This window comes from Micromonospora sp. NBRC 110037 (genome assembly GCF_001652995.1).
Classification (GTDB): Bacteria; Actinomycetota; Actinomycetes; order Mycobacteriales; family Micromonosporaceae; genus Micromonospora; species Micromonospora chalcea.
Window position 1 is genome coordinate 180,015 of record NZ_BBVA01000006.1, and the last position, 24,707, is coordinate 204,721.

At 72.7% G+C, this 24,707-nt stretch carries 22 protein-coding genes; 10 read left to right on the forward strand and 12 right to left on the reverse strand.

What is annotated here, in order from left to right; genetic code table 11:
- Positions 1-5: 5 nt before the first annotated feature.
- On the reverse strand, positions 6-965 hold the full coding sequence (deoC, locus tag A4R25_RS19265) for a deoxyribose-phosphate aldolase (protein ID WP_030501215.1): 960 nt from the start codon (positions 963-965) through the stop codon (positions 6-8).
- Positions 966-1,101: 136 nt separating this feature from the next.
- Here deoC and upp point away from each other — a divergent pair, with 136 nt between their 5' ends.
- Positions 1,102-1,734 carry a uracil phosphoribosyltransferase gene (gene upp / locus A4R25_RS19270; protein ID WP_043326733.1) on the forward strand — a complete coding sequence of 211 codons (633 nt, stop codon included), beginning with the start codon at positions 1,102-1,104 and terminating at the stop codon, positions 1,732-1,734.
- Positions 1,735-1,834: 100 nt separating this feature from the next.
- A complete protein-coding gene (locus tag A4R25_RS19275) occupies positions 1,835-2,509 on the forward strand; it encodes a GPP34 family phosphoprotein (RefSeq protein ID WP_030501217.1) in 675 nt (224 codons plus the stop codon).
- A gap of 86 nt (positions 2,510-2,595) precedes the next feature.
- Here the strand turns inward: A4R25_RS19275 and A4R25_RS19280 are convergent, their stop codons facing one another.
- On the reverse strand, positions 2,596-4,260 hold the full coding sequence (locus tag A4R25_RS19280; RefSeq protein ID WP_064447632.1) for a phospho-sugar mutase: 1,665 nt from the start codon (positions 4,258-4,260) through the stop codon (positions 2,596-2,598).
- 49 nt (positions 4,261-4,309) lie between these two features.
- The gene (locus A4R25_RS19285) at positions 4,310-6,331 is read right to left on the reverse strand and encodes a serine/threonine-protein kinase (RefSeq protein WP_064447633.1); all 2,022 of its coding nucleotides are present in this window, start codon (positions 6,329-6,331) and stop codon (positions 4,310-4,312) included.
- Between the two features lie 203 nt (positions 6,332-6,534).
- Here A4R25_RS19285 and A4R25_RS19290 point away from each other — a divergent pair, with 203 nt between their 5' ends.
- Together A4R25_RS19290 and A4R25_RS19295 are read left to right on the forward strand one after the other, a co-directional pair.
- Positions 6,535-8,118 carry a methylmalonyl-CoA mutase gene (locus A4R25_RS19290; protein WP_043326726.1) on the forward strand — a complete coding sequence of 528 codons (1,584 nt, stop codon included), beginning with the start codon at positions 6,535-6,537 and terminating at the stop codon, positions 8,116-8,118.
- Positions 8,119-8,713: 595 nt separating this feature from the next.
- Complete coding sequence (locus A4R25_RS19295; protein ID WP_043326724.1) at positions 8,714-9,973, forward strand: amidohydrolase; 1,260 nt, start codon at positions 8,714-8,716, stop codon at positions 9,971-9,973.
- On the opposite strand, the gene A4R25_RS19300 is transcribed toward A4R25_RS19295, so the two are convergent.
- On the reverse strand, positions 9,930-10,931 hold the full coding sequence (locus tag A4R25_RS19300) for a DUF4349 domain-containing protein (protein WP_064447634.1): 1,002 nt from the start codon (positions 10,929-10,931) through the stop codon (positions 9,930-9,932). The two genes, A4R25_RS19295 and A4R25_RS19300, sit on opposite strands and share 44 nt — an antisense overlap.
- A 124-nt stretch (positions 10,932-11,055) precedes the next feature.
- Between A4R25_RS19300 and A4R25_RS19305 the strand changes: the two genes are divergently transcribed.
- From A4R25_RS19305 to A4R25_RS19320, 4 genes are read left to right on the forward strand one after another with little or no spacing between them, the layout of a single operon-like run.
- A complete protein-coding gene (locus tag A4R25_RS19305) occupies positions 11,056-11,685 on the forward strand; it encodes an MBL fold metallo-hydrolase (RefSeq protein WP_064447635.1) in 630 nt (209 codons plus the stop codon).
- Positions 11,686-11,687: 2 nt separating this feature from the next.
- Positions 11,688-12,614 (forward strand): hypothetical protein, encoded by a 927-nt coding sequence (locus A4R25_RS19310; RefSeq protein WP_064447636.1) that lies wholly within the window; start codon positions 11,688-11,690, stop codon positions 12,612-12,614.
- A gap of 37 nt (positions 12,615-12,651) precedes the next feature.
- Positions 12,652-13,392 carry a hypothetical protein gene (locus A4R25_RS19315; RefSeq protein WP_064447637.1) on the forward strand — a complete coding sequence of 247 codons (741 nt, stop codon included), beginning with the start codon at positions 12,652-12,654 and terminating at the stop codon, positions 13,390-13,392.
- Between the two features lie 42 nt (positions 13,393-13,434).
- Positions 13,435-14,397: a GNAT family N-acetyltransferase gene (locus A4R25_RS19320; RefSeq protein WP_064447638.1), complete on the forward strand. Its 963-nt coding sequence runs from the start codon at positions 13,435-13,437 to the stop codon at positions 14,395-14,397.
- A 75-nt stretch (positions 14,398-14,472) separates the two neighbouring features.
- Here A4R25_RS19320 and A4R25_RS19325 read toward each other — a convergent pair whose 3' ends face one another.
- Positions 14,473-14,928 (reverse strand): gamma-glutamylcyclotransferase, encoded by a 456-nt coding sequence (locus tag A4R25_RS19325; protein WP_030501227.1) that lies wholly within the window; start codon positions 14,926-14,928, stop codon positions 14,473-14,475.
- Positions 14,929-15,034: 106 nt separating this feature from the next.
- Here A4R25_RS19325 and A4R25_RS19330 point away from each other — a divergent pair, with 106 nt between their 5' ends.
- Complete coding sequence (locus A4R25_RS19330) at positions 15,035-16,438, forward strand: NAD(P)H-quinone dehydrogenase (protein ID WP_043326713.1); 1,404 nt, start codon at positions 15,035-15,037, stop codon at positions 16,436-16,438.
- Between the two features lie 17 nt (positions 16,439-16,455).
- Here A4R25_RS19330 and A4R25_RS19335 read toward each other — a convergent pair whose 3' ends face one another.
- From A4R25_RS19335 to A4R25_RS19350, 4 genes are all read right to left on the reverse strand, one after another.
- Positions 16,456-17,109 (reverse strand): DUF998 domain-containing protein, encoded by a 654-nt coding sequence (locus A4R25_RS19335; protein WP_064447639.1) that lies wholly within the window; start codon positions 17,107-17,109, stop codon positions 16,456-16,458.
- Between the two features lie 95 nt (positions 17,110-17,204).
- Entirely contained in the window at positions 17,205-17,537 is a 333-nt protein-coding gene (locus A4R25_RS19340; protein ID WP_064447640.1) for a helix-turn-helix domain-containing protein, read from the reverse strand.
- A complete protein-coding gene (locus A4R25_RS19345) occupies positions 17,534-17,902 on the reverse strand; it encodes a type II toxin-antitoxin system RelE/ParE family toxin (protein ID WP_064447641.1) in 369 nt (122 codons plus the stop codon). The genes A4R25_RS19340 and A4R25_RS19345 overlap by 4 nt, the downstream gene beginning before the upstream one ends.
- 53 nt (positions 17,903-17,955) lie before the next feature.
- Positions 17,956-18,579 carry a DedA family protein gene (locus A4R25_RS19350; protein WP_043330647.1) on the reverse strand — a complete coding sequence of 208 codons (624 nt, stop codon included), beginning with the start codon at positions 18,577-18,579 and terminating at the stop codon, positions 17,956-17,958.
- Between the two features lie 496 nt (positions 18,580-19,075).
- On the opposite strand from A4R25_RS19350, the gene thrS reads away from it, so the two are divergent.
- The gene (gene thrS / locus A4R25_RS19355; RefSeq protein ID WP_043326709.1) at positions 19,076-20,290 is read left to right on the forward strand and encodes a threonine--tRNA ligase; all 1,215 of its coding nucleotides are present in this window, start codon (positions 19,076-19,078) and stop codon (positions 20,288-20,290) included.
- Between the two features lie 70 nt (positions 20,291-20,360).
- Here the strand turns inward: thrS and A4R25_RS19360 are convergent, their stop codons facing one another.
- The 3 genes from A4R25_RS19360 to A4R25_RS19370 are packed head-to-tail and all read right to left on the reverse strand — an operon-like array spanning position 20,361 to position 24,660.
- Positions 20,361-22,415 carry an ABC transporter ATP-binding protein gene (locus tag A4R25_RS19360; protein ID WP_043326707.1) on the reverse strand — a complete coding sequence of 685 codons (2,055 nt, stop codon included), beginning with the start codon at positions 22,413-22,415 and terminating at the stop codon, positions 20,361-20,363.
- Positions 22,412-24,145, reverse strand: a complete 1,734-nt coding sequence (locus A4R25_RS19365) for an ABC transporter ATP-binding protein (RefSeq protein WP_064447642.1) — start codon at positions 24,143-24,145, stop codon at positions 22,412-22,414. Before A4R25_RS19365 ends, A4R25_RS19360 begins: the two co-directional genes overlap by 4 nt.
- On the reverse strand, positions 24,139-24,660 hold the full coding sequence (locus A4R25_RS19370) for a MarR family winged helix-turn-helix transcriptional regulator (RefSeq protein WP_043330646.1): 522 nt from the start codon (positions 24,658-24,660) through the stop codon (positions 24,139-24,141). Before A4R25_RS19370 ends, A4R25_RS19365 begins: the two co-directional genes overlap by 7 nt.
- Positions 24,661-24,707: the final 47 nt, after the last annotated feature.

A 24,707-nucleotide genomic window follows, 5' to 3' on the forward strand; every position in this document is an offset into this window, starting at 1 on the left:
CGCGTTCAGTCCAGGGTGAAGTAGTCGGGGCCGGCGTAGACGCCGGTCGTCAGCTTGGTGCGCTGCATGAGCAGGTCGTTGAGCAGGCTCGACGCGCCGAACCGGAACCAGTCCGGGCTCAGCCAGTCGGCGCCGACCGTCTCGTTGACCATGACCAGGTACTTGATCGCGTCCTTGGTGGTCTTGATGCCACCGGCCGGCTTGACGCCGACCTGACGCCCGGTGGCGGCGCGGAAGTCGCGGACCGCCTCCAGCATCACCAGCGTCACCGGCAGGGTGGCCGCGACCGGGACCTTGCCGGTGGAGGTCTTGATGAAGTCGCCGCCCGCGAGCATGGCGAGCCAGGACGCCCGCCGCACGTTGTCGTACGTGGCCAGCTCGCCGGTCTCCAGGATCACCTTGAGGTGGGCGTCCCCGCAGGCTTCCTTGGTGGCCACGATCTCGTCGTAGACCTCGGCGTAGCGCCCGGCCAGGAACGCGCCCCGGTTGATCACCATGTCGATCTCGTCCGCGCCGGCCTCGACCGCCGCCCGTACGTCGGCAAGCTTGATCTCCAGTGGGGCCTGACCGGACGGGAACGCGGTCGCCACGCTGGCCAGGTGCACGCCGCTGCCGCGCAGCACCTCGGCCACGTACGGGACCATCGACGGGTAGACGCAGACGGCGCCCACGTGCGGGCAGCTCGGGTCGGCCGGGTCGGGGCGCAGCGCCTTCGCGGCCAGCGCCCGCACCTTGCCGGGCGTGTCCGCGCCTTCCAGGGTGGTCAGGTCGACCATCCGGATCGCCAGGTCGATCGCCTCGGCCTTCGCCGTGGTCTTGATGGAGCGGGTGCCGAGCTGCGCCGCCCGCTGCTCCGCGCCGACCTGGTCCACGCCGGGCAGGCCGTGCAGGAAGGTCCGCAGAGCGGTCTCGGATCGTCCCAGCTCGGAGAGATCCGACCGGGCCGACGTCGTTGTCGCCGTCATGCCCCGAATAGTACGCACTCGCGAGTCCTGTGATCTTGGTCACGGTGAACGGGTTGCGAGCGTCGTACGTGAGCGGGGTCGCTGGTCGGGCCGCACCCACCGTGCGCCGGTCCACGGAGCGGTAGGTTGAGCGATCGTGGACGTAACCGTCATTGACCATCCGCTCGCCCAGACGCGGCTGACCGCCATGCGGGACGCCCGGACCGACTCGTCGTCGTTCCGGGCCGCGCTGCGCGAACTCACCACCATGCTGGTGTACGAGGCCGCGCGCTCCTTCCCGGTCGAGAAGTACTCGATCCAGACCCCGGTCACCGCCACCGAAGGCAGCCGGCTGGCGAACCCGCCGCTGCTGGTGCCGGTGCTGCGGGCCGGTCTCGGCATGGCCGACGCCGCGCTCGGCCTGCTGCCCGAGTCGTCGATGGGCTTCGTCGGCCTGGCCCGCGACGAGGAGACGTACGAGCCTCGCGCGTACATGGAGTCGCTGCCGCGCGACCTCAGCGGCCTGCCGGTGCTGGTGCTCGACCCGATGCTCGCCACCGGCGGCTCGCTGGAGCACTGCTGCCGGCTGCTCGCCGACCGCGGCTGCACCGACATCACCGTGCTCTGCGTGCTGGCCGCGCCGGTCGGCATCGAGCGGCTGGAGCGCTCCGGCCTGCCGCTGCGCCTGGTCACCGCCTCGATCGACGAGGGCCTGAACGACTCGAAGTTCATCGTCCCCGGCCTGGGTGACGCCGGCGACCGCCAGTTCGGCGGCATGCCCCGTTTCTGATGCCGGTCCCGGTGCGGAGGGTCGGCCCTCCGCACCGGGAACCAGACTGCCCCGGCGAGTTGGTGCGCGGGGGTGCGGGGAGGCGCTAGCGTTCCGGGCCATGACTGGTGTTGCGCTCGCCGAAGAGCTGCTGCTCCTCGCGTACGACGACGAAACCGGCAAGGCCACCATGCCGCGGATCAGCCTTGACCTGGGCATGGCCGCGGCGGTGCTGGTCGAGCTGGCCCTGGCCGGACGGCTCGCGTACGCGGACGGGAACCTGGCGGTGATCGATCCGGCGCCGACCGGTGAGCCGATCGCCGACGCCGTACTCGCCAAGATCGCTGCGGAGACCCCGCACACGCCCTCGTCCTGGGTGCAGCGGCTGCGGCACGGGCTGCGCGACCGGATCCTCACCGACCTGTGCGGGCGGGGCGTGGTCCGGGACGTGGAGGAGACCGAGCTGGACTTCATCCACGTGCACCGCTACCCGGTGGCGGACCCCTCGGTCGAGGCGGACATCCGGCAGCGCCTGGCCGACGCGCTGACCAGCGGGCAGCTCCCCGACGAGCGGACCGCCGCGCTCGCCACGCTCGTCGCGGTGCTGCGGATGGAACCGGCGCTCGGGCTCACCGGCCCGGCCGCCGAGGACGCCGGGCGCCGCCTGGAGGAGATCGCCGCCGGCGCCGGGTTCTCCGGCACGGTGAGCCTGGACGACAGCGTGGTGCGCCCGTCGATCAGTCTGGTCATCGCCGCGCTGGGCCAGGCCGTCGACGCCGCCCTGGGCAAGCGGTAAGGAAGGGCCCCCTCTTAACGCCTCCGGTAGCGGAAGGGCCCCTTATTAACGCCTCGCGTTAATAAGGGGCCCTTCCTTACACCCGGTCAGAGGCCGAGGGCGGCGGCGATCTCGTTGCGCAGCTCGGTCACGGCGGCACGCGCGCGCTGCCGGGCCGCCGGCACGTCGCCGCCGGTCACCGGCTCCACCACCTCCAGGTACGCCTTGAGCTTCGGCTCGGTGCCGGACGGCCGGATCACCACCCGGGCCGCGCCGGTGCGCAGGATCACCACGTCCGCGTCGGGGAGCAGGTCGGTCGCCTCGGTCACCGGCTGCCCGAGCAGCGCGGTCGGGGTGGCCGCCCGGATCCGCGCCATCGAGTCCGCGATGACCCGCAGGTCCTCCACCCGGACCGAGAGCTGCTCGGTGTGGTGCACGCCGAACTCGGCGGCCAGCTCGTCCAGCCGGTCGAGGAGCGTACGGCCCTCGGCCTTCAGACCGGCGGCCAGCTCGGCGACCGTCAGCGCGGCGGTGATGCCGTCCTTGTCGCGTACGTGCTCCGGCGCGACGCAGTAGCCGAGCGCCTCCTCGTAGCCGTACACGAGCGGCTCCCGGCCGCCGCCGGCCCGGACGATCCACTTGAACCCGGTGAGCGTCTCGTCGTAGGGCAGACCCCGGGCCGCCGCCATGGCCCGCAGCAGCGCCGAGGACACGATCGTGGTGGCGTACAGGCCGGTCACGCCGCGTCGCATCAGGTGGTCGGCGAGCAGCGCGCCCACCTCGTCGCCGCGCAGCATCCGCCAGGACCCGGCGTCGCGTACGGCCACCGCGCAGCGGTCCGCATCCGGGTCGTTGGCGATGGCGAGATCCGCGCCGGTGCGGTCGGCGAGCGCGACGAGCAGGTCCACCGCGCCCGGCTCCTCCGGGTTGGGGAAGCTGACGGTCGGGAACGCCGGGTCCGGCTCGGCCTGCTCCGGCACCACGCCCGGCACGCCGAACCCGGCGTGCGCGAACGCGGCGGTCAGCACCGCGCCGCCCACCCCGTGCAGCGGCGTGTACGCCACCTTCAGGTCGCGCGGCCCGGTCGGGTCCACCACGGCGGCGGCCCGTTCCACGTACGCGGCCACCAGGTCGTCGCCGAGCACCTGCCCGGCCGGGCCGAGCGGCACCTCGGCGAGCGGGCCGACGGCCCGGATGGCCGCCTCGATGCCGGCGTCGGCGGGCGGCACGATCTGCGCGCCCGCGCCCAGCTCACCGCCGAGCTGCGCGCCCAGGTAGACCTTGTAGCCGTTGTCCTGCGGCGGGTTGTGGCTGGCGGTCACCATCACCCCGGCGACCGCGCCGAGCTGCCGGACCGCGAACGCCAGCACCGGCGTGGGCAGCGGCCGGGGCAGCAGCAGCGCCGGACGGCCCGCGCCGGTGGCCACCTGGGCGGTGCGCTCGGCGAAGGCCAGCGAGCCGCGCCGGGCGTCGTACCCGATCACCAGCGGGCCCTCGCCGCCCTGGGCCGCGAGCCAGCGGACGAGCCCGGCGGCGGCCTGGGTGACCACGGCGAGGTTCATGCCGTTCGGCCCGGCGCGCAGCGGGCCGCGCAGCCCGGCGGTGCCGAACGTCAGCGGGCCGGCGAACCGGTCGGCCAGGTCGGTCGCCGTGCCGGGCAGCCCGTCCAGGACGGCGCGCAGCTCGTCGCGGTCGGCCGGGTCCGGGTCGTCGGCGAGCCAGCGCTCGGCTCGGACGCGAAGGTCGTCTAGGTCAGTGGTTTCCGCCGCCATTGCCTCTTGATAGCACGGCGGCGGATCACCACTGGCCGTCGGCCTCGACTCAGTTCGCCTCGGTGAGCTGGAACGAGCCGACCATCGCGTCGAAGATCGGCTTGCTCTCCGCGAACCGCGCGTCGGTCGAGGAGAGGTAGAACGAGTAGACCTTGCCGTCCTTGACCACGCCCCGCCAGATGCCGTGACGCATGGCCTCACCCTCGCCGCAGGTGTATTCGAGCTGGCCCGCGGTCTGCCCGGCGAGCGGCTGCTCGGAAACCGACACCTCGGTGTAGGGGGCGGGACAGGTCTTGCTCTTGGCGCTGTTCTTGTTCAGGTTCCGCGAGGCGAACTCGGCCCAGCTGATCGAGGTGCCGCCCCACGGCTCGGCGATCACCCGCACCTTGCGGCCCTCGTCCTCGGGGTCGACGTAGTCGACGTAGAGGCCGCCGGTCTGCCGCTGCCAGCCCTTCGGCACCTGGATGGTCACGCCCTTGACGGTCTGCTCCTGCATTTCGGGCGCGGCGGCGGCCGAGTTCGACGGCAGCGTGCCCACGATCGGCGGTGGCGTGTCGTCGCCGCCGCTGGTCAGCGCGATCACGCTCACCAGCAGCACCACGGCGAGGCCACCGGCGGCGGCGAGCTGGACCTTGCGCGGCCACGCCTTGATCCGGCCGAGCAGGCCCTTGGCCGAGCCGAGCGCGCCGCCACCACCGGCGGCCGGAGCGGTGGCCGGCGTGGTCCACGGCTGGCCGGTGCCGGGCACCGACCACTGGTTGCCGCCGCCGTACACCGGCTGGGTGGCGTCGGCGGCACGGCCGTAGACCGGCTGGGTGGTCGGCACCTGCTGGGTGGCGTCCGCTCCGGCGCCCTGGCCGAGCCGGACCGTGGCGTCCGGCGAGATGCGCTGGGTGGCCTCGGGCGCGGGCCCGGACATCGCGCCGGTCGGGGTGTGCAGCGGGCCGGCCAGCGCGTCCGCGCTGGTCTCGTCCAGCGCGGCGTCGCCCGCCGCCGGCTTCTCGCCGGCGGGCCGCTCCCCGCGGCGCAGCGCGGCGAGCCGGTCGGTCAGCGACTCGTCCGGACCGATCATGGCCCGACCGCCGATCTGGCCGCTCGGCTTCGGCTCGGCCGCGATGGCCGGCGGCGTGGTCGGGCGCGGCACCGGCACCACCGCGTACGGGTCGGTGACCGAGTTGACCGCGGTGGCGGTGCTGGTCAGCGGCCCGGCGAGCAGTTCGCGCAGGTTGGCGCGGGCCCGGTGCACGTCCATCCGGCGGGCCGGGTCCTTCTCCAGCAGCCCCATCAGCACGCCGGTGAGCGGGCCGCTGCGCTGCGGCGTGGCGGGCGGGTCCTCGACCACGGCATGCATGGTCTCGATCGGGTCGCCCTTGTCGAACGGGGGACGGCCCTCGACCGCCGTGTAGAGCGTCACGCCGAGCGAGAACAGATCGCTGGGCGGCCCGAACTCCTGGCCCATGGCCCGCTCGGGGGAGATGAAGTGCGGCGAGCCGAGCACCATGCCCGGCGTGGTGAGCTGCACGTCGGTGGGCATCCGGGCGACGCCGAAGTCGGTGAGCACGCAGCGGCCGTCGGAGCAGATCAGCACGTTGGCCGGCTTGACGTCGCGGTGCAGCACACCGATGGCGTGCGCCACCTCCAGCGCGCCGAGCAGCGCGATGCCGATCTTGGCGACGGCGCGCGGCGCGACCGGCCCGTCCTCGATCACCATGTCGGCGAGGCTGCGGGCGTCCAGCAGCTCCATCACGATCCACGGCCGGCCGCCCTCGGTGACCACGTCGTAGACCTGCACCACGGCCGGGTGCTGGATCGCGGCGGCGGCGCGGGCCTCCCGCAGCGTCCGTTCGTAGAGCGCGTCGCGGTCGCTCGGGGCGAGCCCCGGCGGGAGGACGACCTCCTTGACCGCCACGTCGCGGCGCAGCAATGTGTCTGTGGCCCGCCAGACCGTGCCCATGCCTCCGTTGCCCACCGGGGAGCGCAGCGAGTAGCGACCACCGATGGTGGTGCCGGGCGCCGCGCGTCCAGTGGGGGGACTGGCCGGTCCGCCGCTCCACGTCGGAATCTGAGTCACAGAAAAGCCACCGGGGGATATCGAGGGGGCTGGGACACAACCCCTCTATCTTGCTGGTTCCGACGCCCGATGCGAAACCCGACGCGGCGGGCGTTTACCTACTCGACGGTATGTGGCCGGTTGCTCACCTCCGGTGGTGTGCCGTGGCCAGGTGTGCGGTATCCCTCACCCACCAGGCGGTCAGCGCGTCCTACCATCCGGTAATGAGCGATGCGCGGTCAAGCGAGTCGGGTTTCCCGATCCAGGGCGTCTACACGGCGGCAGACCTTCCGGCGGACCTGGAGGCCCGGCTGGGCGAGCCGGGCGAATTCCCGTACACCCGCGGGGTCTACCCGACGATGTACACCTCCCGGCCCTGGACGATGCGACAGTACGCCGGCTTCGGCACCGCGACCGAGAGCAACGCGCGGTACCACCAGTTGCTGCGCGCCGGGACGATGGGCCTGTCCGTCGCGTTCGACCTGCCCACCCAGATGGGGTACGACTCGGACGACCCGATCGCGCACGGCGAGGTGGGCAAGGTCGGGGTCGCCATCGACTCCATCGAGGACATGCGCACGCTGTTCGGCGGCATCCCGCTGGACAAGGTCTCCACCTCGATGACGATCAACGCGCCCGGCTCGGTGCTGCTGCTGCTCTACCAGCTCGTGGCCGAGGAGAACGGCGTGCCGGGGGCGGCGCTCAACGGCACCATCCAGAACGACATCCTCAAGGAGTACATCGCCCGGGGGACGTACATCTTCCCGCCGAAGCCCTCGCTGCGGCTGGTCGCCGACACGTTCGCCTACTGCCGGGCCGAGGTGCCCAAGTGGAACACCATCTCGATCTCCGGCTACCACATGGCCGAGGCCGGCGCCTCGCCCGCGCAGGAGGTCGCGTTCACGCTGGCGAACGGCGTGGAGTACGTCCGCGCGGCGCTCGCCGCCGGGCTCGCAGTGGACGACTTCGCGCCCCGCCTGTCGTTCTTCTTCGTGGCCCGCACCACGCTGCTGGAGGAGGTCGCGAAGTTCCGCGCGGCCCGGCGCATCTGGGCCCGGCTGATGCGTGACGAGTTCGGCGCGAAGAACCCGAAGTCGATGATGCTGCGGTTCCACACCCAGACCGCCGGCGTGCAGCTCACCGCCCAGCAGCCGGAGGTGAACCTGGTCCGGGTGGCGGTGCAGGGTCTCGGCGCGGTGCTCGGTGGCACCCAGTCGCTGCACACGAACAGCTTCGACGAGGCGATCGCGCTGCCCACCGAGAAGGCGGCCCGGCTGGCGCTGCGCACCCAGCAGGTGCTGGCGTACGAGACGGACCTGACCGCCACCGTCGACCCGTTCGCCGGGTCGTACGTGGTGGAGGCGATGACCGCCGAGGTGGAGGCGGCGGCCACCGAGCTGATGGACCGCGTGTTCGACCACGGTTCGGCGGTGGACGCGATCGAGGCCGGTTTCCAGAAGCGCGAGATCGAGCAGTCGGCGTACCGGATCGCCCAGGAGATCGACTCGGGTGAGCGGGTGGTGGTCGGCCTCAACCGGTTCCAGATCGACGAGGAGGAGCCGTACGAGCCGCTGCGGGTGGACCCGGCGATCGAGGCGGCACAGGGGGAGCGGCTGGCCCGGCTGCGCGCCGAGCGGGACTCCGGCGCGGTGGAGCGCGCACTGGCCGAGCTGCGTTCCGCAGCCGAGGGCGACGCCAACGTGCTTTATCCGATGAAGGAGGCGCTGCGCGCCCGGGCCACCGTCGGCGAGGTGTGCGGCACGCTGCGCGAGGTGTGGGGGATCTACCGGCCGAGCGATCGGTTCTGACGTTTTCAGGCGGCGGTCCCGTCGGCGCACGCAGGTGCCCGGCGCGGGCCGCCGTCGTGCGTCCGGTAGTGGTCTGAACTGGGCAAACGGGGCCGCTGAGGCGTACCGTTAGTCCCCTCCCGGGCGACGGCGCCCGGCCGGTCACGGCGGGTGGCCGGGCGGTGGCGCCCGGTGCCGCGCGTGTGCGATTCGGCGATTCGGGTAACCGGATCGGATGAACGGGACGGACAGCCTGTGCGGTCGACGGCCGGGCGGTCATGTCACCGTCGGGAGTCTTCCGGCAGCCGACAGTTGTCGCGCAATTGTCCGAGCGGCAGTTAATTGCCGCGACTAATGCGACAATTCGGAACAGCGGCCCGGATATTAGTGGCCGTTGAAACGGTTACGCGTTGTAGGAGGTGGGAGGCGGATGACGGGCTCCGACCGTGATCTACCTGCTGTCCCGCAGATATTCGAGCACTCTCACCAGGGCATTCGTGACGCTGCGCGGTCCGACCGCTACGCGAAAGATGTTGCGCAGCGTCACCGCCGGAGGTCTAGGCTGTCTGCTGTTCTACCCGATGATCCATCCATCTCTAGTGATCGAGAATTCGACGTGACGAGTGCGTTGACGCTGCCTTCCGGCGGCCCGCTGGCGTCGTCCCGGCCCGAGGCGCCGACCGGTTCCCAGCCCCTGCCCTTCGAGCTCGACCATCTCCTCGCGCTGCGCGTGCCCGGCCTGATCGCGACCCGCCGGCACCTCCACTCCCACCCGGAACTGTCCGGCGAGGAGTTCGAGACCGCCGCCCTGGTGCACCGCGAGCTGTCCCTCGCCGGGCTGAAGCCGCGCCTGCTGCCGAAGGGCAACGGCGTCATCTGCGACATCGACGGACGCCCGGACGGCCCGGTGATCGCGCTGCGCGCCGACATCGACGCGCTCCCGCTGGACGACCCGAAGGACGTGCCGTACCGCTCGACGGTGGAGGGCGTCTGCCACGCCTGCGGCCACGACGTGCACACGTCGGTGATGCTCGGCGTCGGCATGCTGCTGGCCCAGCTCGCCGACATCGGCCAGCTCGACGGCCGGGTACGGCTGATCTTCCAGCCGGCCGAGGAGATCCTGCCCTGCGGCTCGCTGGAGGTCATCGAGGCCGGCGGTCTGGAGGACGTGGTGCAGATCTTCGCGCTGCACTGCGACCCGAACCTGCCGGTGGGCAAGGTCGGCCTGCGGGTCGGCCCGATCACCGCCGCCGCCGACAACGTCACCGTCCGGCTCACCGGGCCGGGCGGACACACCGCCCGCCCGCACCTGACAGTCGACCTGGTGGACGCGCTCGGCCGGCTGGTGACCGAGGTCCCGACCCTGATCAGCCGCCGGGTGCCGGCCAACAGCGGGCTGCTGCTGGTGTTCGGCCACGCCTCGGCCGGCACCCGTTACAACGTCATCCCCTCCGAAGCGTGCGCGGCCGGCACGCTGCGGGTGATGGACCGCGACACCTGGGACGAGGCGCCTAAGATCGTGGCTCAGGTGGTGCGGGACGTGCTCGCGCCCACCGGCGCCACTGTCGATCTGGAATACCTGCGCGGCCGGCCGCCGGTGACGAACGACGCCGGCGCGATCGGCGTGCTCACCGCCGCCACCGCCGCCGCGCTCGGCCCCGACGGCATCGCCGAGACGCCGCAGAGCATGGGCGGCGAGGACTTCTCCTGGTACCTGGAGCACGTCCCCGGCGCGCTCGCCCGCCTCGGCGTGGGCCGCAGCGGGCCCAATGTGGACCTGCACCGGGCCTCGTTCGACGTGGACGAGCGCGCCATCGAGGCGGGCGTACGCCTCATGGTCCAGACCGCGCTGCGGGCACTGGCGGCGGCGCGCTGACCGGAGCGTCGGCCGGACCGGCCGGGCCCGGCGGCATCGGGCCCAGGCCCGGCTGCGGCATCGCGCCCGGGCCGGGCGGCGGCGTCCGCCGGGCCCGCCGGCGCCGCCACAGGAGCAGCAACCACAGCGGTACGCCGATCACCACCGCGAAGGGCAGCACCGCCCCGAGCACGGTCAGCGCGATGCGGGCCGAGGCCCGGAAAGCCGTCCACCCGCCGTCCAGCCCGCTGCGGAAGCCCAGATCCGCCTCCTCCTCGGCGGTGCTGGCGTCCTGCCCGAGCAACGTCACGGTGATGGTGGAGAGCGCGGTCAGGTCCGCCAGCCGGCGCTTGCGCGCCTCCAGCGCGGCCAGGTCCGCCTGACGGCTGCCCACCTCGTTCTCCAGCCGGACCAGCTCGTCCACCGAACTCGCCTGGGCGAGCAGCTTGCGGGCGCTCTCCACCCGCGCCCGCTGGGTGGCGATCCGGGCGTCCAGGTCGACCACCTGCTCGGTGACGTCCTCGGTGCGGATCTCCCGGCGCTCCTGGCGGCCGAGGCCGGCGAGCTGGTCGATCACACCGGCGAACTTGTCCGCCGGCACCCGCAGGGTCAGCACCGCCCGGGCCTCGGCGGAGCGGCTCGACCGCCGGTCGCCGCCGACGAACCCACCGGCCGCTGTCACCGCGGTGACCGCCTCCCGCGACGCGGCCTCCACATCGTCCACCCGGATCTGCATCGTCCCGGTGTAGATGATGGACCGCTGGTCGACCCGCAGGTCCGCGCCGCCGGTGCCGCCGGGAGCCGCCTGGTCGCGACCCGCGCCGCCCTCGGCGGGTTGCTCGCGCGCCGCGCCTCCGTCCATGGCCGGCGCGGCCGCGTCGCCGCCGCTGTCCTCGTCCGCGCCGCAGGCGCCCACGGCGAGCGCCGCGACCATGCCCACCGCCACCAGGGCAAGGCCCCGGAACCGTCGTCCACCCATTCCCCGTACTCCGATCGTCGGCGGCCCCGCCCACCGGGACCGATACCTCGGACGTGGCGCGTGGTCGCGCCGGTTCCGGCAGACTGCGCTGAGGACATCACGATTCGGTATGCGAGGAGTCACGATGCACGTCACCAAGTACTCGCACTCCTGTCTCCGGCTGGAGCACGACGGGGCGGTGCTGGTCGTCGACCCGGGTGGCTTCAGCGAGCCGGAGGCGCTGGACGGGGCGGACGCGGTGCTCGTCACCCACGAACACCCGGACCATGTGGACGTCGTCGCGCTCACCCGGGCGCTGGAGCGGCGGCCGGTGCCGGTGCACGGCCCGGCCTCGCTCGCCGGGGTGCTCGGCGACGCCGCCGAGGCGCTCGTCACCGTCTCGCCGGGGCAGTCGCTCACCGTCGCCGGAGTGCCGGTGCGGACGTACGGCGGGCAGCACGCGGTCATCCACCCGGACATCCCGGTGATCCCGAACATCGGCTACGTGTTCGCCGACGTCCTCTACCACCCGGGCGACGCGCTGTTCGTCCCGGACGACGTGCAGGTGGACACGCTGTTCGCCCCGATCCACGCGCCCTGGTCGAAGTTCTCCGAGGTGGTCGACTTCATCCGCGCGGTCGCCCCGCGCCGGGCGTACGCGCTGCACGACGCGCTGCTCAACGGCAACGGCCTCGGCGTGCTGGACCGGCAGTACACCGCGTTGTCCAAGACCGACTACCGCCGTCTGGAGCCGGGCACCCGGATCGACGTCTGAGCATGGCCGAGGTGCCCGCGGAGGTGATCCGGCAGCTCTACGCCACGCCGCCGGACCGGTTCGTCGCGGCCCGGGACGCCGCCGTCGCGCAGGCGCGGCAGTCCGGCGACCCGCGTACCGCCCGCGAGATCGCCAAGCTGCGCCGGCCCACGGTAGCGGCCTGGCTGGTCAACCTGCTCGCCATCCGCCGGCCCGAGCTGGTCGCCGACCTGAGCCAGCTGGCCGAGTCGCTACGCGCCGCGCAGCGCGACCTGCGCGGCGGCACGCTGCGGGAACTGTCCGCGCAGCGGCGCGCCGTCGTGGGCGCGCTGGTGGCGGAGGTACGCCGTCTCGCCGCCACCGAACCCGCCGCGCCACCGGCCGGGCGGCTGCCGCTGGGCGAGGTCGAGGCGACACTCAACGCCGCGCTGTCGGACACCGAGGTGGCCGAACAGGTGCGCGCCGGACGCCTGCTGCGGGCCAGCCACTACGCCGGGTTCGGCGAGGTGCCCCGCCCCCAGCTGCGGCTCGTGACAGGGGGCGAGGAGGCGCCTGTCGTACCGGATCGGGCGGCCGAGCGGGCCGACGCGCGCCGGGCCCGCGACGAGCGGGCGGCGCGGGCCGAACGGGCCGGGCGGCGGCGGACCGCGACCCGGGAGCTGACCCGGGCCCGGACGGACCTGGACCGGGCCGAGAAGGAGCTGGCGGCGGCCGATGCGGCCGAGCGGGACGGCGCCGCGACGCTGGACCGGATCGAGACCGAACTGGCCGAGCTGGAGCGTCGCCGGGCCGTGGCCGAGCAGGAGCTGAGCCGGGCCCGGCTGGCCCGGCGGGGCGCAGAACGGGCGGTCACCGCGGCCCGGCGCCGGGCCGGTGAGGTGGAGGCCGTGTTGGAGGCGCTCGACGCCGAAGAGGGGGATGCCGACACCGGTGACGACCGGGCAGACTGAGCGTGATGAATGGCTACGGTGGAGTGACGGGCGGCCGATGACTCCGGAACAGCTCGCCGCCGCCTGCAAACCGCTGGTGCTCGAACTCGGGGAGGCGTTCGCGCGCTGCCCGTCCACGCTGCGCCGGGCGCGGCTGCTGGGCATCTCCGGGTGGGCCTTCTACATCACCGGACGGGCCGGTGCGCTCGGTGACGTCCGCGCCGAGACCGTCGCCGCGGCGCTGGGCTTCATCGCCCCCGAGGCGGTCACCGACGGCTGGGACGCCGCCGCACGCACCGTCCCGCCGCTGGAGGTGGCCGCCGCCAACCTGGCCGAGTGCTGCCGGTGGGGCACCGCCCGGCTCGGTGACGGCGCCGAGTCGTCCCGGCTCGCCGCGCTGCTGGGCCGGGCGGTCGAGGCGGCGGACGGCAGCGGCATGCCGCTGTTCGCCGCCTGGCGGGCCATGCCGGTGCCCGACCCGTCGCCGGGCGCCCGGGCGGCGGTCGGCATGCTGCTGCTGCGCGAGCACTTCGCCGGGGCGTACCTGCTGGCGGTACGCGCGGCCGGTCTGACCCCGCTGGAGGCGGTGCTGGCCGGGCCGGAGGGCGAGGCGGGCGCGGCGGCGTGCGGCTGGGCGCCCCCGTACCCGCCGGTCGGGCCGCTGGTGCGACGCCGACTGTGGGCCGAGGCGGTGACCGACCGGCTGGCGTCGGCGGCGTTCCGCGCGCTCAGCACCGCCGAGGGGGCGGAGCTGCTGGGTCTGCTCGGCGCCGCGCGGAAGCGCGCCCGGCGCGGATAAATGGGAGGCGGCCCCGCTGGTCCGGCTGCCAGGATCTGGCCCGTGACGCTCCCCGCCGGCTGGTCGGCCCGCCGCCCGACCCTCGACGACGTGCCCGCGATCCTGGCTGTGGTGCACGCCTCCGACACGTTCGCCGTGGGCTACCCCGACTTCGACGCCGAGGATGTGCGGTCCGCGCTGATCGCGCCGTTCGTCGACCCGGCGCGGGACTCCTGGCTGGTCACCGACCCGGACGGTACGGCGGTGGCCTGGTCGATCCTGGCCAACCCCAGCGGTGCCGGCCGGGAATGGGTGGACGTCCTGGTCGACCCCGACCGTGGCGCCGACCTGCGTGCGCCGCTGCTGGCGCGGCTGCTGGAGCGGGTCGCCGAACGTGCCGCCGAGCGCGGCCTGCCCGCGCTCACCGCCCGCGCCGGCGTGTACGCGCCGGAGACCCGCTGGGCCGGTGAGCTGGCCGAGGCCGGGTTCACCCGGATCAAGCGCTACATCCGGATGAGCCGCTCGCTGGCCGACCTGCCCGCCGAGCCGGCGCCCCCGCCCGGGGTGACGGTGCGGCCGCTGCGCGCCGACGACGAGAACGACCTGCGGCTGTTCCACCGGATCTACGACACCGCGTTCCGGGACACGCCCGACCACGACCCGCTCGACTTCGAGCAGTGGCGGGACCTGCTGCCCTCGTACGGGAAGGTCTGGGACGAGTGGTTCCTGGCCGAGGTCGACGGCGAGCCGGCCGGCGCGCTCCAGTCCTCCGACCAGGCGCTCGACCAGGACCGGGGGTGGGTGCGGACGCTGTCGGTGCTGCCCGCGTACCGGCGGCGCGGGGTGGGTGCGGCGCTGCTGCGCCGGGCCTTCGCGGTCTACGCGGCGAAGGGCCGCGAAGGGGCCGGGCTCGGCGTCGACCTGGCCAACCCGACCGCACCGGTCACGCTCTACCGCTCCGTCGGGCTGGTGGAGGAGCGTTGGGTCGACATGTACGAGCGGAGCGTGCCCGCCTCGCGGGTGTGACCCGGCACCCCTCGTACCGGGGTCGCCGAGCGCGGGTGCGGCCGCACGGCGCACACTGTGGGTGTGGGAGACGCGCTACGCGGACGCGGTGCCGGTGGGGCGGGACCGCAGCTCGGTGACGTAGTCGTCCGGCGCGCCCGCCTTCTCCGCGGCGTTCGCCAGCTCCGACAGGTACCACGCGGTGGGCAGACCGCCCTCGTAACCGTCGAACACGTAGACCCACGCGGTCACGTCGCCGTCGAGCGTCGACACGCGCACGGTCAGCCTGCGGTACGTCTCGGCGGTCACGCCCTCGATCTCGTCGAGCTGCGCGGCGTCGTACGGGTGGATGTCGTAGAGCGCCACGAAGACCCGGTCACCCGGGGACTCGACAACGGTGCTGACCGAGCCCTCCCATCCGATGACGTCCTCGCCGGCGAAGGTGAGCCGCCACCCCTCCAGCCAGCCGGTACCCACCATCGGCGAATGCGGGCAGTAGGCGCGCATGCGGGCCGGGTCCAGGTTTGAGCCGTAAGCAGCGTAGAGACGCACGGCGACGACGATAGCCCGGCTGGCGGGTGGGGGAGAATACGACAGTGCGTGTCGAACCCGACGGGGAGAAGAAAGTCACTGTGAGCACAGACGAGGGGCTAATGCTGTGAGCCAGATCGTGATCATCGGCGGCGGGCCGGCCGGGTACGAGGCGGCCCTGGTCGCCGCGCAGTTGGACGCCGAGGTCACAGTGGTCGAGGCGGAGGGGGCCGGCGGCGCCTGCGTGCTCTCCGACTGCGTGCCCTCCAAGACGTTCATCGCCAGCTCCGAGGTGGTCACCGGCTACCGGGACACCGAGGAGTTCGGCGTGCACTCCGACGGCCTGGAGGCGGTCACCGTCGACGCCCGGGCGGTGCACGAGCGGGTCAAGCGGCTCGCGCTGGCCCAGTCCGCCGACATCCACACCAAGCTGGTCAAGGCCGGCGTCGAGTTCGTGGCCGGCACCGCCCGGCTCGGCGAGGACACGCTCGGCCACACCCACCGCGTGATCGTCACCCCGGCCGGCGGCGGCGAGGAGTACTCCATCGCCGCGTCGACGGTGCTCGTCGCGACCGGCGCGACCCCGCGCCAGTTGCCCACCGCCGTACCGGACGGCGAGCGCATCCTGACCTGGCGTCAGGTGTACGACCTGCCCGACCTGCCCGAGCACCTGATCGTGGTCGGCTCCGGCGTGACCGGCGCCGAGTTCGCCAGCGCGTACCTGGCCATGGGCGTCAAGGTCACGCTGGTCTCCAGCCGGGACCGGGTCATGCCGCACGAGGACGCCGACGCCGCGATGGCGATCGAGCGGGTGTTCCGCAACCGGGGCATGAGCATCCTGAACAACTCCCGCGCCGAGGCGGTCCGCCGCGTCGGCGACGGGGTGGAGGTGGTGCTCTCCGACGGTCGCCAGGTCACCGGCTCGCACGCGCTGATCGCCGTCGGCTCGATCCCGAACACCGCCGACCTGGGCCTGGCCGAGTACGGCGTGGAGCTGGCCCGGGGCGGTTATGTGACTGTCGACCGGGTGTCCCGTACCAACGTGCCGGGCATCTACGCGGCCGGCGACTGCACCGGCGTGCTGCCGCTCGCGAGCGTCGCGGCCATGCAGGGCCGGATCGCCATGTGGCACGCGCTGGGCGAGGCGGTCCGGCCGCTGCGGCTGCGTACCGTCGCGGCGAACGTCTTCACCGACCCGGAGCTGGCCACCGTCGGCGTCTCCCAGGACGAGGTGGACGCCGGCAAGACCCCGGCCCGCCAGGTGATGCTGCCGCTGTCCGGCAACGCGCGGGCGAAGATGGACGACCTGGCCGACGGCTTCGTCAAGCTGTTCTGCCGGCCCGCGAGCGGCCAGGTGATCGGCGGCGTGGTGGTGGCGCCGAAGGCCAGCGAGCTGATCCTGCCGATCACGATGGCGGTGGAGAACAACCTCACCGTCAACGAGCTGGCCCACACCATCACCATCTACCCGAGCCTGTCCGGCTCCATCACCGAGGCCGCCCGCCAGCTCATGCTCCACGAGCTGGAGTAGCCCCCTTCTTTCGTCGATCATGGAGTTGCGGCCCCCGACCCGACCGGTATGCCCGGTCTGTGCGGGGTCACAACTGCATAATCGACGACTTTGGTCAGGGTGAGGTGCAGGGCCAGGGTGGTGATGACTGCCGTCTCCGTGAGGATGAGCGCGCGCTCGATCAGGCCCAGCAGGGCCCGGTCGCCGGGGTAGGCGGACCAGATCATCGCGCCCGCCAGCAGCAGGCTGGCCACGGTCAGGCCGCGCAGCCAGGCCGCGGCTCCCGCGACCGGGTTGCGGGCCAGCAGCCAGCCGGCCACCGGTAGGGCCAGGAACGACAGCACCGAGGCGTACCGGTGCACGTACGCGGCGGTGTCCATCGGCGTACCCGGCTCGTTAGTGGGCACCACCGCCGCGGCCAGCAACCCGGCCGACCAGGCGGTGAGCAGCGCGAGCGGCACCCGGCCCGCACCGGCCCGGCGCAGCGCCGGCAGCAGCATCACGCTGGCCGCCGCGAGCACCGCCATCGCGGTGTCGATGACGCCGCCCCGATCGGAGACGGCGAAGTCGCTGACGGTCAGCGACCAGGGATCCAGATCGTCGCTCACCCCGACGTGACCCATCACCGCGAGCACCGCCGCCAGGACGATCCCGCCGAGGGCCAACAGGCCGCTGCTCCGCGTTCCAGGCATACGGCCAGCCTGTCGCCGGAACCGCCCCAGACGGATCCGGGACCACCACCCACTTCGCTACCCGGGTCGTCCCCTACCGGACCCCCGAGAACTCGTCAGGCCACGTCGAGGCGGATGTTCCCGATCCGGGCGACCACGTCGAGGTGTCCGCCCAGTCCGGTCACGTAGGCGCGCAGGATGTCCAGGTTGACGCCCTCGCCGTGCTCGATCTGGCTGATCCGTGCCTGAGACAAGCCGGCCGCTTCGGCCAGCTGGGCCTGGGTCATGCCCAGCTGCTTGCGGATCTCCGCCAGCTGCGCGCCGCTGACCGAAGCCAGCATCTGCTCGCGGAACTGTCCCCGCCTGGCCACACGCTCGCTGTCGTCCCACGAGGGATCGATACTTCGGGCCTTCGCCTTGACGTCGCGCCAGTTCGCCCCACCACTCATGGCTTTTCTTCCTTCAAGTTGATCAGGTGCTCCTGGAACCGCTCGTCCGCCAACGGAATGGCGAGCCGGTACCAACTCTGCCACTGCCCCGCCTTGTCCCCGGCCACCAGGAAGATGGCTTCACGGGAGGGGTCGAACGCGAAGATCATCCGAACCTCTGAGGCGCCGCTCGAACCTGGTCGTAGTTCTTTCATGTGGTGATATGCGCTGCCCTTGAGCCGGTCGACCAGTGGTCGGCCCAGTGCGGGACCGTGCTCCGCCAGCAGGTCGAGCGCCTCGCTGACGAGGTCAGCGGTGCTCGGCTCACTCGTGCACAGGCCCAGGAACCAAAGCTCGACCTCAGGATGAAGCCTGATCTCCCACACCTGGTCAATATAACGAAAGCTTATGCGCGTGCGGGTCAACTCGGGCCTGAGCGTCAGCTGCCGGTCGAGTCGGCGGTGGCCTCGGCGCGGGTCTGCCGGGCGCTGCTGATCCAGGTCATCGCCCACCCGGCCAGCGCGAACCCGGCCGCCGCCACCCCACCGATCAGCAGCAGCCGCCACGCCGAGTGGGTCAGCGCCGTACCGCCCAGGTGGCCGACGAGCGCGCCGTAACTGGACCAGGCGAGCGCCGCAGCCGCCTCGTAGGGCAGGAAGAGGCGGTACGGGTAGCGGCTGCGGCCGGCCGAGAAGCAGGCCGCCATCCGGCCGCCGGGCACGAACCGGCAGAGCAGGATCACCAGCGGCCCCGGCTCGCGCAGCCCGCGGGTGACCCGGGTGACGGCCCGGCGTGCCCGTCCGCGTGGCGTGGCCCGTGCCGGCCGGCGGGTCGGCGTGGTGCGGCCGATCAGGTAGCAGGTCAGGTCGCCGATGAAGACGCCGGCCGCGCCGACAGCGATGGTGACCGGCAGGCTGAGCCCGCCGTAGACGGTCAGCGCCCCACTGGTGATCATGACGAGCTGGGTCGGCACCACCGGGACGAAGGCGTCGGCGATCAGCAGGGTCAGCAGCAGCGCGTACGCCCACATGGGCGACGCGACGTCAGAGATGAGCTCGGCCACGACCGCCACCTCGCCGGAGTTCTCCGTTCGACCGGATCGAGGGTGACGCCGTGTCCGGCGTCACCACCACCGGCCCCACCTGGCGGTGACCAGCGACACCGACGGGCCGTAGGTGTGGAACGAGCCGACCCGGCCGGAAGTGACGGATGGGCGGGGCCGCGGAGCGGGGCGGCGGATCGACGGATCGCGGCGTACCGTTGGCGGGACGCGGCACCGGAGCCGTCGGGTCCCCCGTTCCCGATGTCCGGGCCGCCGCGGGTCGCCGGCAGGTCCCGTGTCGGCGACCCGCACCCTCTCTCCGAAATCCAGGTGCGCCGGTGTCGTCCGCGCGTCTACGGTCGGGGCATGCGCAGCGCGGTAGTGACCACGACGCCGGGTGTTCCCGGCGCGCCGCACTGACGTTTCCGTCGACGAGGCCCCGGGGCGATCCGCTCCGGGGCCTCGCGGCGTTCCGGGCCTGCTCGCCTCCGGGTCGTACCCGATCAAGGAGAGCGACATGATCGACCACCGCAGGCTCGGCCGGGACCTGGAGCTGTTCGTCTCCGACCCGCTCGCGGGCGCCGGGCTGCCGATCTGGCTGCCGGACGGCGCCGCCGCCCGGCACGCCGTCGAAGAGTACGTGCGGGAGCTGGAGCGGCGGGCCGGCTACCGGCACGTCTACTCGCCGCCGCTGGGCAAACGGGAGCTGTTCGAGCTGTCCGGGCACCTCGGCTACTTCGCCGACGACATGTTCCCGCCGATGCGGCTGAGCGCCGACGACGAGTTCGTGCTGCGTCCGGCGCTGTGCCCGCATCACGCGCTGGTGTTCCGCGCCCGGGGCCGCTCCTACCGGGAGCTGCCGCTGCGGATCGCCGAGCTGGGCGGCATGTACCGGGCGGAGCGTTCCGGGGTGCTCGGCGGGCTGTCCCGGGTGCGCGCCATCTCGCTCAACGACGCGCACACCTTCTGCGCGCTGGACCAGGTCGGTGACGAGGTCCGCGAGGTCCTGCGGCTGATCGGCGAGGCGCACGCCGCGCTCGGCGTCCGCCCCGCCGGGTTGCGGCTGTCGTTGCGCGGGCCGGGCCAGCGGTACGTGGGCGACGACGCGAGCTGGGCGCGGGCCGAGGACCTGCTGCGCGCGGCGCTCGACGGGGTGGACGTCGTGGAGGCGCCGGGCGAGGCCGCGTTCTACGGCCCGAAGATCGACATTCAGATCGTGGACGCGGCCGGCCGGGAGTCGACCATCTCCACCGTCCAGCTCGACTTCGACAAGCCGGAGCGGTTCGACCTGTCGTACACCGACTCGGACGGCCGCCGGAAACGGCCGGTGATGGTGCACCGCAGCCTCGTGGGCAGCATGGAGCGGCTGTTCGCGTACCTGATCGAGGTGCACGAGGGCGCGTTCCCGGCCTGGTACGCCCCGGTGCAGTTGCTGCTGCTCCCGCTCGACGCGGCGCAGGCCGACGCGGCCGCCGGGCTGGCCCGCCGGGCCGAGGCGGCCGGGCTGCGGGCCGAGGTGGACCATGCCGGCTCGCTCGGCGCCCGCATCCGCGACGCGGCCCGCAGGCGCATCCCGTACACCGGGGTGATCGGCCCCCGGGAGGCGGCCGACGGGTCGGTCTCGCTGCGTCTGCGCGACGGCCGGGTGCTCGACCCGATGCCCGCCGCGCAGGCGCTGGGCCTGATCGGCGCGGTGGTCGCGAGCCGGTCGGCGGCGCTGCTCCCGGTCTGACCCCGGCCCGTCCGGGTGCCGGGAAGGCACCCGGACGGGGACCGGTGTCGGACCTGTGGCCGGGTCCACGTCAGTTCCCGACCGGCGTGCCGGCGCCGGCACGCATTCCGTTCGGCGGGCCGGCCGGTGCCGGCGCCGGAACCTCGTCGGTGATCACCGCGCCGGTGAACTGCGCCCGGTAGAGCCGGGCGTACGCGCCACCGGCGGCGACGAGCTGCTCGTGGGTGCCCTGCTCCACGATCCGGCCCTGCTCCATCATCAGGATCAGGTCGGCGTCGCGGATGGTGGAGAGCCGGTGCGCGATGACGAAGCTCGTCCGGTCCGAGCGCAGCGCCGCCATGGCGCGCTGGAGCAGCACCTCGGTGCGGGTGTCCACCGAGCTTGTCGCCTCGTCCAGGATCAGCAGCGACGGCTCGGCCAGGAACGCGCGGGCGATGGTGATGAGCTGCTTCTCGCCGGCGCTGACGTTGCTGCCCTCCTCGTCGATCACGGTGTCGTAGCCGTCCGGCAGGCTGCGGACGAACCGGTCCACGAACGTGGCCCGCGCGGCGGCGAGGATCTCCTCCTCGGTGGCGTCCGGGCGGCCGTAGGCGATGTTGTCCCGGATGGTGCCGCCGAACAGCCAGGTGTCCTGCAGGACCATGCCGATCCGGCCGCGCAGGTCGTCGCGGCGCATCGTGGAGATGTCCACCCCGTCCAGCGTGATCCGGCCGGCGTCCAGCTCGTAGAACCGCATGACCAGGTTGACCAGCGTGGTCTTGCCCGCGCCGGTGGGACCGACGATGGCGACCGTGTGGCCCGGCTCGGCGACCAGGGACAGGTCGTCGATGAGCGGCTTCTCCGGGTCGTACCGGAAGGAGACGTGCTCGAACTCGACCCGCCCGTGCGGGTCGGCGATCCGGGCCGGCTCGGCCGGGTCGGGGCTCTGCTCGTCGGCGTCGAGCACCGCGAAGACCCGCTCGGCCGAGGCCACGCCGGACTGCAGCAGGTTGGCCATCGAGGCGACCTGGGTGAGTGGCTGGGTGAACTGCCGCGAGTACTGGATGAACGCCTGCACGTCACCGAGGCTCATCGAGCCCGACGCCACCCGCAGCCCGCCGACCACCGCGATGGCGACGTAGCTGAGGTTCCCGATGAAGAACATCGCCGGCATGATGATGCCGGAGACGAACTGCGCGCCGAAGCTGGCCCGGAACAGCTCCTCGTTCTTGGCGTGGAAGGCGGCCTCGACCTCCTTCTGCCGGCCGAAGACCTTGACCAGCTCGTGCCCGGTGTACGCCTCCTCGATCTGGCCGTTCAGCTCGCCGGTGTGCTTCCACTGCGCGATGAACTTGCCCTGGGACCGCTTCGCGATCTGGCCGGTGACCACCACCGACAGCGGCACCGCGACCAGCGCGACCAGCGCCAGCAACGGCGAGATCCAGAACATCATTCCGAGTACGCCGACGACTGTGAGCAGCGACGTGAGCAACTGGCTGAGCGTCTGCTGCAGCGTCTGCGACACGTTGTCGATGTCGTTCGTGACCCGGCTCAGCAGCTCACCCCGGGGCTGCTTGTCGAAGTACGGCAGCGGCAGCCGGTTGAGCTTGTCCTCCACGTCGGCGCGCAGCTTGAGCACGGTGCGCTGCACCACCCCGTTGAGCACCCAGCCCTGCGCCCACTGCAGGATGCTCGCGCCGATGTAGAGCACCACCGCGAACGCCAGCACCCGGCCCAGCGCGTCGAAGTCGATGCCGGCGCCGGGGATGACGTCCATCCGTGCCAGCATGTCGGCGAAGTTGCCGTTGCCCTCGGCGCGGGCCGCCTCCGCCGCCGCCTCGGTGGTGGTGCCGGGCGGGAGCTGCCGCCCGATCACCCCGCTGAAGATGATGTCGGTGGCGTGGCCGAGCACCTTCGGTCCGACGACGCTGAGCCCGACGCTGCCCAGGGCCAGCGCGAGCACGCCGGTGAGCTGGAGTCGGTACGGCCGCAGCCGCCCCAGCAGGCGGCGCGCCGACGGCCCGAAGTTCATCGCCTTCTCGGCCGGCATGCCCATGTTCATGTGCGGCGGTCCACCGGCGGGCCGGCGTCCGGCCGGAGGCAGCCGCTTCGGTTCGTTCTTCTGCTGCGGAACCGGCGCGCTCACGCGGCCACCTCCGCCGTCTGCTGCGACGCCACGATCTCGGCGTACGTGGGGCAGCTCTCCAGCAGTTCCTCATGTCGTCCCATCCCGACGACACCCCCGTCCTCGAGCACGATGATCTGGTCGGCGTCGACGATCGTGGAGACCCGCTGGGCCACGATTACCACCGCCGCGTCCGCGGTGACCGGCTTGAGGGCGGCCCGCAGCCGGGCGTCCGTGCCGAGGTCGAGCGCGGAGAAGGAGTCGTCGAAGAGATAGATCTCCGGTTTGCGTACGAGCGCACGGGCGATCGCCAGCCGTTGCCGCTGGCCACCGGAGACGTTCGTGCCGCCCTGCGCGATCGGCGCGTCCAGTCCGCCCGCCATCTCGGCGACGAAGTCACGCGCCTGGGCGATCTCCAGCGCGGCCCACAGGTCCGCGTCGGTGGCGTCCGGGTTGCCGTACCGCAGGTTGCTGGCGACGGTGCCGCTGAACAGGTACGGCCGCTGGGGTACCAGCCCGATCCGCCGCCACAGCTCATCCGGGGCGAGTTCCCGGACGTCCACGCCGTCGACCAGGACGGCGCCGGCGGTCGGGTCGACCAGCCGGGGGATCAGGGTCAGCAGCGTCGTCTTGCCGGCGCCGGTGGAGCCGATGATCGCTGTGGTCCGGCCCGGTTCGGCCCGGAACGAGATGTCGTGCAGCACCGGCGCGCTCGCGCCCGGGTACTGGAATCCGGCGCCGCGCAGTTCCAGCTCGCCGTGGCCGGTGACCTCGGTGACCGGGTCGGGCGCCGGCACCACCGACGAGTCGGTGTCCAGCACCTCCTCGATGCGTTCGGCGCAGACCGCGGCCCGGGGCACCATCATCAGCATGAAGGTGGCCATCATGACCGCCATCAGGATCTGCATCAGGTACTGCAGGAACGCGGTCAGCGCGCCGACCTGGATCTGGCCGGAGTCGACGCGCGCCGCGCCGAACCAGAGCACCGCGACGCTGGAGACGTTCAGGACCAGCATCACGATCGGGAAGATCAGCGCCTGGAGCCGTCCGATCCGCAGCGCGGTGGCGGTCAGGTCGGTGTTCGCCGCCCGGAACCGGTCGGTCTCGTACGGCTCCCGGACGAAGGCCCGGACCACCCGGATGCCGGTGATCTGCTCGCGCATCACCCGGTTGACGGTGTCGATCCGGGTCTGCATGAGCCGGAAGCCCGGCACCATCCGGCGGATGATCAGGCCCAGCGCGACGGCGAGCACCGGTACGCAGACCAGCATCAGCCAGGAGAGCCCGACGTCCTCGCGCAGCGCCATCACCACGCCGCCGACGCTCATGATCGGCGCGGCGACCAGCATGGTGCAGCTCAGCAGCACCAGCATCTGCACCTGCTGGACGTCGTTGGTGTTGCGGGTGATCAGGGACGGCGCGCCGAACCGGGCCACCTCGCGGGCGGAGAAGCTGTTCACCCGCCGGAAGATGGCGCCCCGCACGTCGCGGCCGAAGCCCATCGCGGTCTTCGCCCCGAAGTAGACGGCGGCGATCGAGCAGGCGATCTGGAGCAGGCTGACCAGCAGCATCCAGCCGCCCGTACGCAGGATCTGGTCGGTGTCGCCGACGGCGACGCCGCGGTCGATGATGTCGGCGTTGAGGCTGGGCAGGTAGAGCGAGGCGATGGTGCCGACGAACTGGAACGCCACCACGGCGACCAGCCATCGTCGGTACGGGCGTAGATGTGTGCGGAGCAGGCGGATCAACACGGATGGCTCCCCGTTGGCGGCTCGGTGTCGGACTCGCTGTCCCGGTTCAACCGACGGAGGTCTCCGTCGGACATGCCGGTGATGATTTCGATCAGGAACTCGCGGATGACCGCCCGCTTGTCCGGGTCGGCGTCGACGGACGTCAGTGGCCGGTCGCTGTGGATCATGTCGATGATGGTGCGGGCGTGCTCGCCGCCCTTGTCGGTGAGGGCGAGCCGGACGGTGCGGCGGTCCTCGGGCGCGCGGCGCCTGGTGACGAAGCCGTCGCGTTCGAGGGTGTCCACGATGCCGGTGAGCGTGGCGGGCCGGACGAAGCACAGCTCGGCCATTTCCCGGTGGCTCACGTCGCCGGATCGGAGGAGGATCATCAGGACCCGCATGCCGGCGGACGTGAGCCCGTGGTGTTCGGCGAGGTAACGCCCCCAGTGCTGCTCGACGACGTGGCCGGCGATGGAGACCAGCCGGCCGAGTGGCGCGTGGTGCAGGGCGTCGGGGAAGCGGACGAGCGGGCCCATGTTCACGAGCGTCAGATTAGCTCCCGAACCATCAGGGCCCAAACTAT

Excerpts from the sequence above, each read along its gene's own strand:
- A4R25_RS19305 (WP_064447635.1), top strand. The coding sequence starts at position 11,056 with ATGCACGTCACCAAGTACTCGCACTCCTGTCTCCGGCTGGAGCACGAC.
- A4R25_RS19335 (WP_064447639.1), bottom strand. The coding sequence starts at position 17,109 with ATGCCTGGAACGCGGAGCAGCGGCCTGTTGGCCCTCGGCGGGATCGTC.
- A4R25_RS19280 (WP_064447632.1), bottom strand. The coding sequence starts at position 4,260 with ATGGCGGCGGAAACCACTGACCTAGACGACCTTCGCGTCCGAGCCGAG.
- A4R25_RS19310 (WP_064447636.1), top strand. The coding sequence starts at position 11,688 with ATGGCCGAGGTGCCCGCGGAGGTGATCCGGCAGCTCTACGCCACGCCG.
- deoC (WP_030501215.1), bottom strand. The coding sequence starts at position 965 with ATGACGGCGACAACGACGTCGGCCCGGTCGGATCTCTCCGAGCTGGGA.
- A4R25_RS19300 (WP_064447634.1), bottom strand. The coding sequence starts at position 10,931 with ATGGGTGGACGACGGTTCCGGGGCCTTGCCCTGGTGGCGGTGGGCATG.
- A4R25_RS19290 (WP_043326726.1), top strand. The coding sequence starts at position 6,535 with ATGAGCGATGCGCGGTCAAGCGAGTCGGGTTTCCCGATCCAGGGCGTC.
- thrS (WP_043326709.1), top strand. The coding sequence starts at position 19,076 with ATGATCGACCACCGCAGGCTCGGCCGGGACCTGGAGCTGTTCGTCTCC.
- A4R25_RS19340 (WP_064447640.1), bottom strand. The coding sequence starts at position 17,537 with ATGAGTGGTGGGGCGAACTGGCGCGACGTCAAGGCGAAGGCCCGAAGT.
- A4R25_RS19370 (WP_043330646.1), bottom strand. The coding sequence starts at position 24,660 with ATGGGCCCGCTCGTCCGCTTCCCCGACGCCCTGCACCACGCGCCACTC.
- A4R25_RS19315 (WP_064447637.1), top strand. The coding sequence starts at position 12,652 with ATGACTCCGGAACAGCTCGCCGCCGCCTGCAAACCGCTGGTGCTCGAA.
- A4R25_RS19275 (WP_030501217.1), top strand. The coding sequence starts at position 1,835 with ATGACTGGTGTTGCGCTCGCCGAAGAGCTGCTGCTCCTCGCGTACGAC.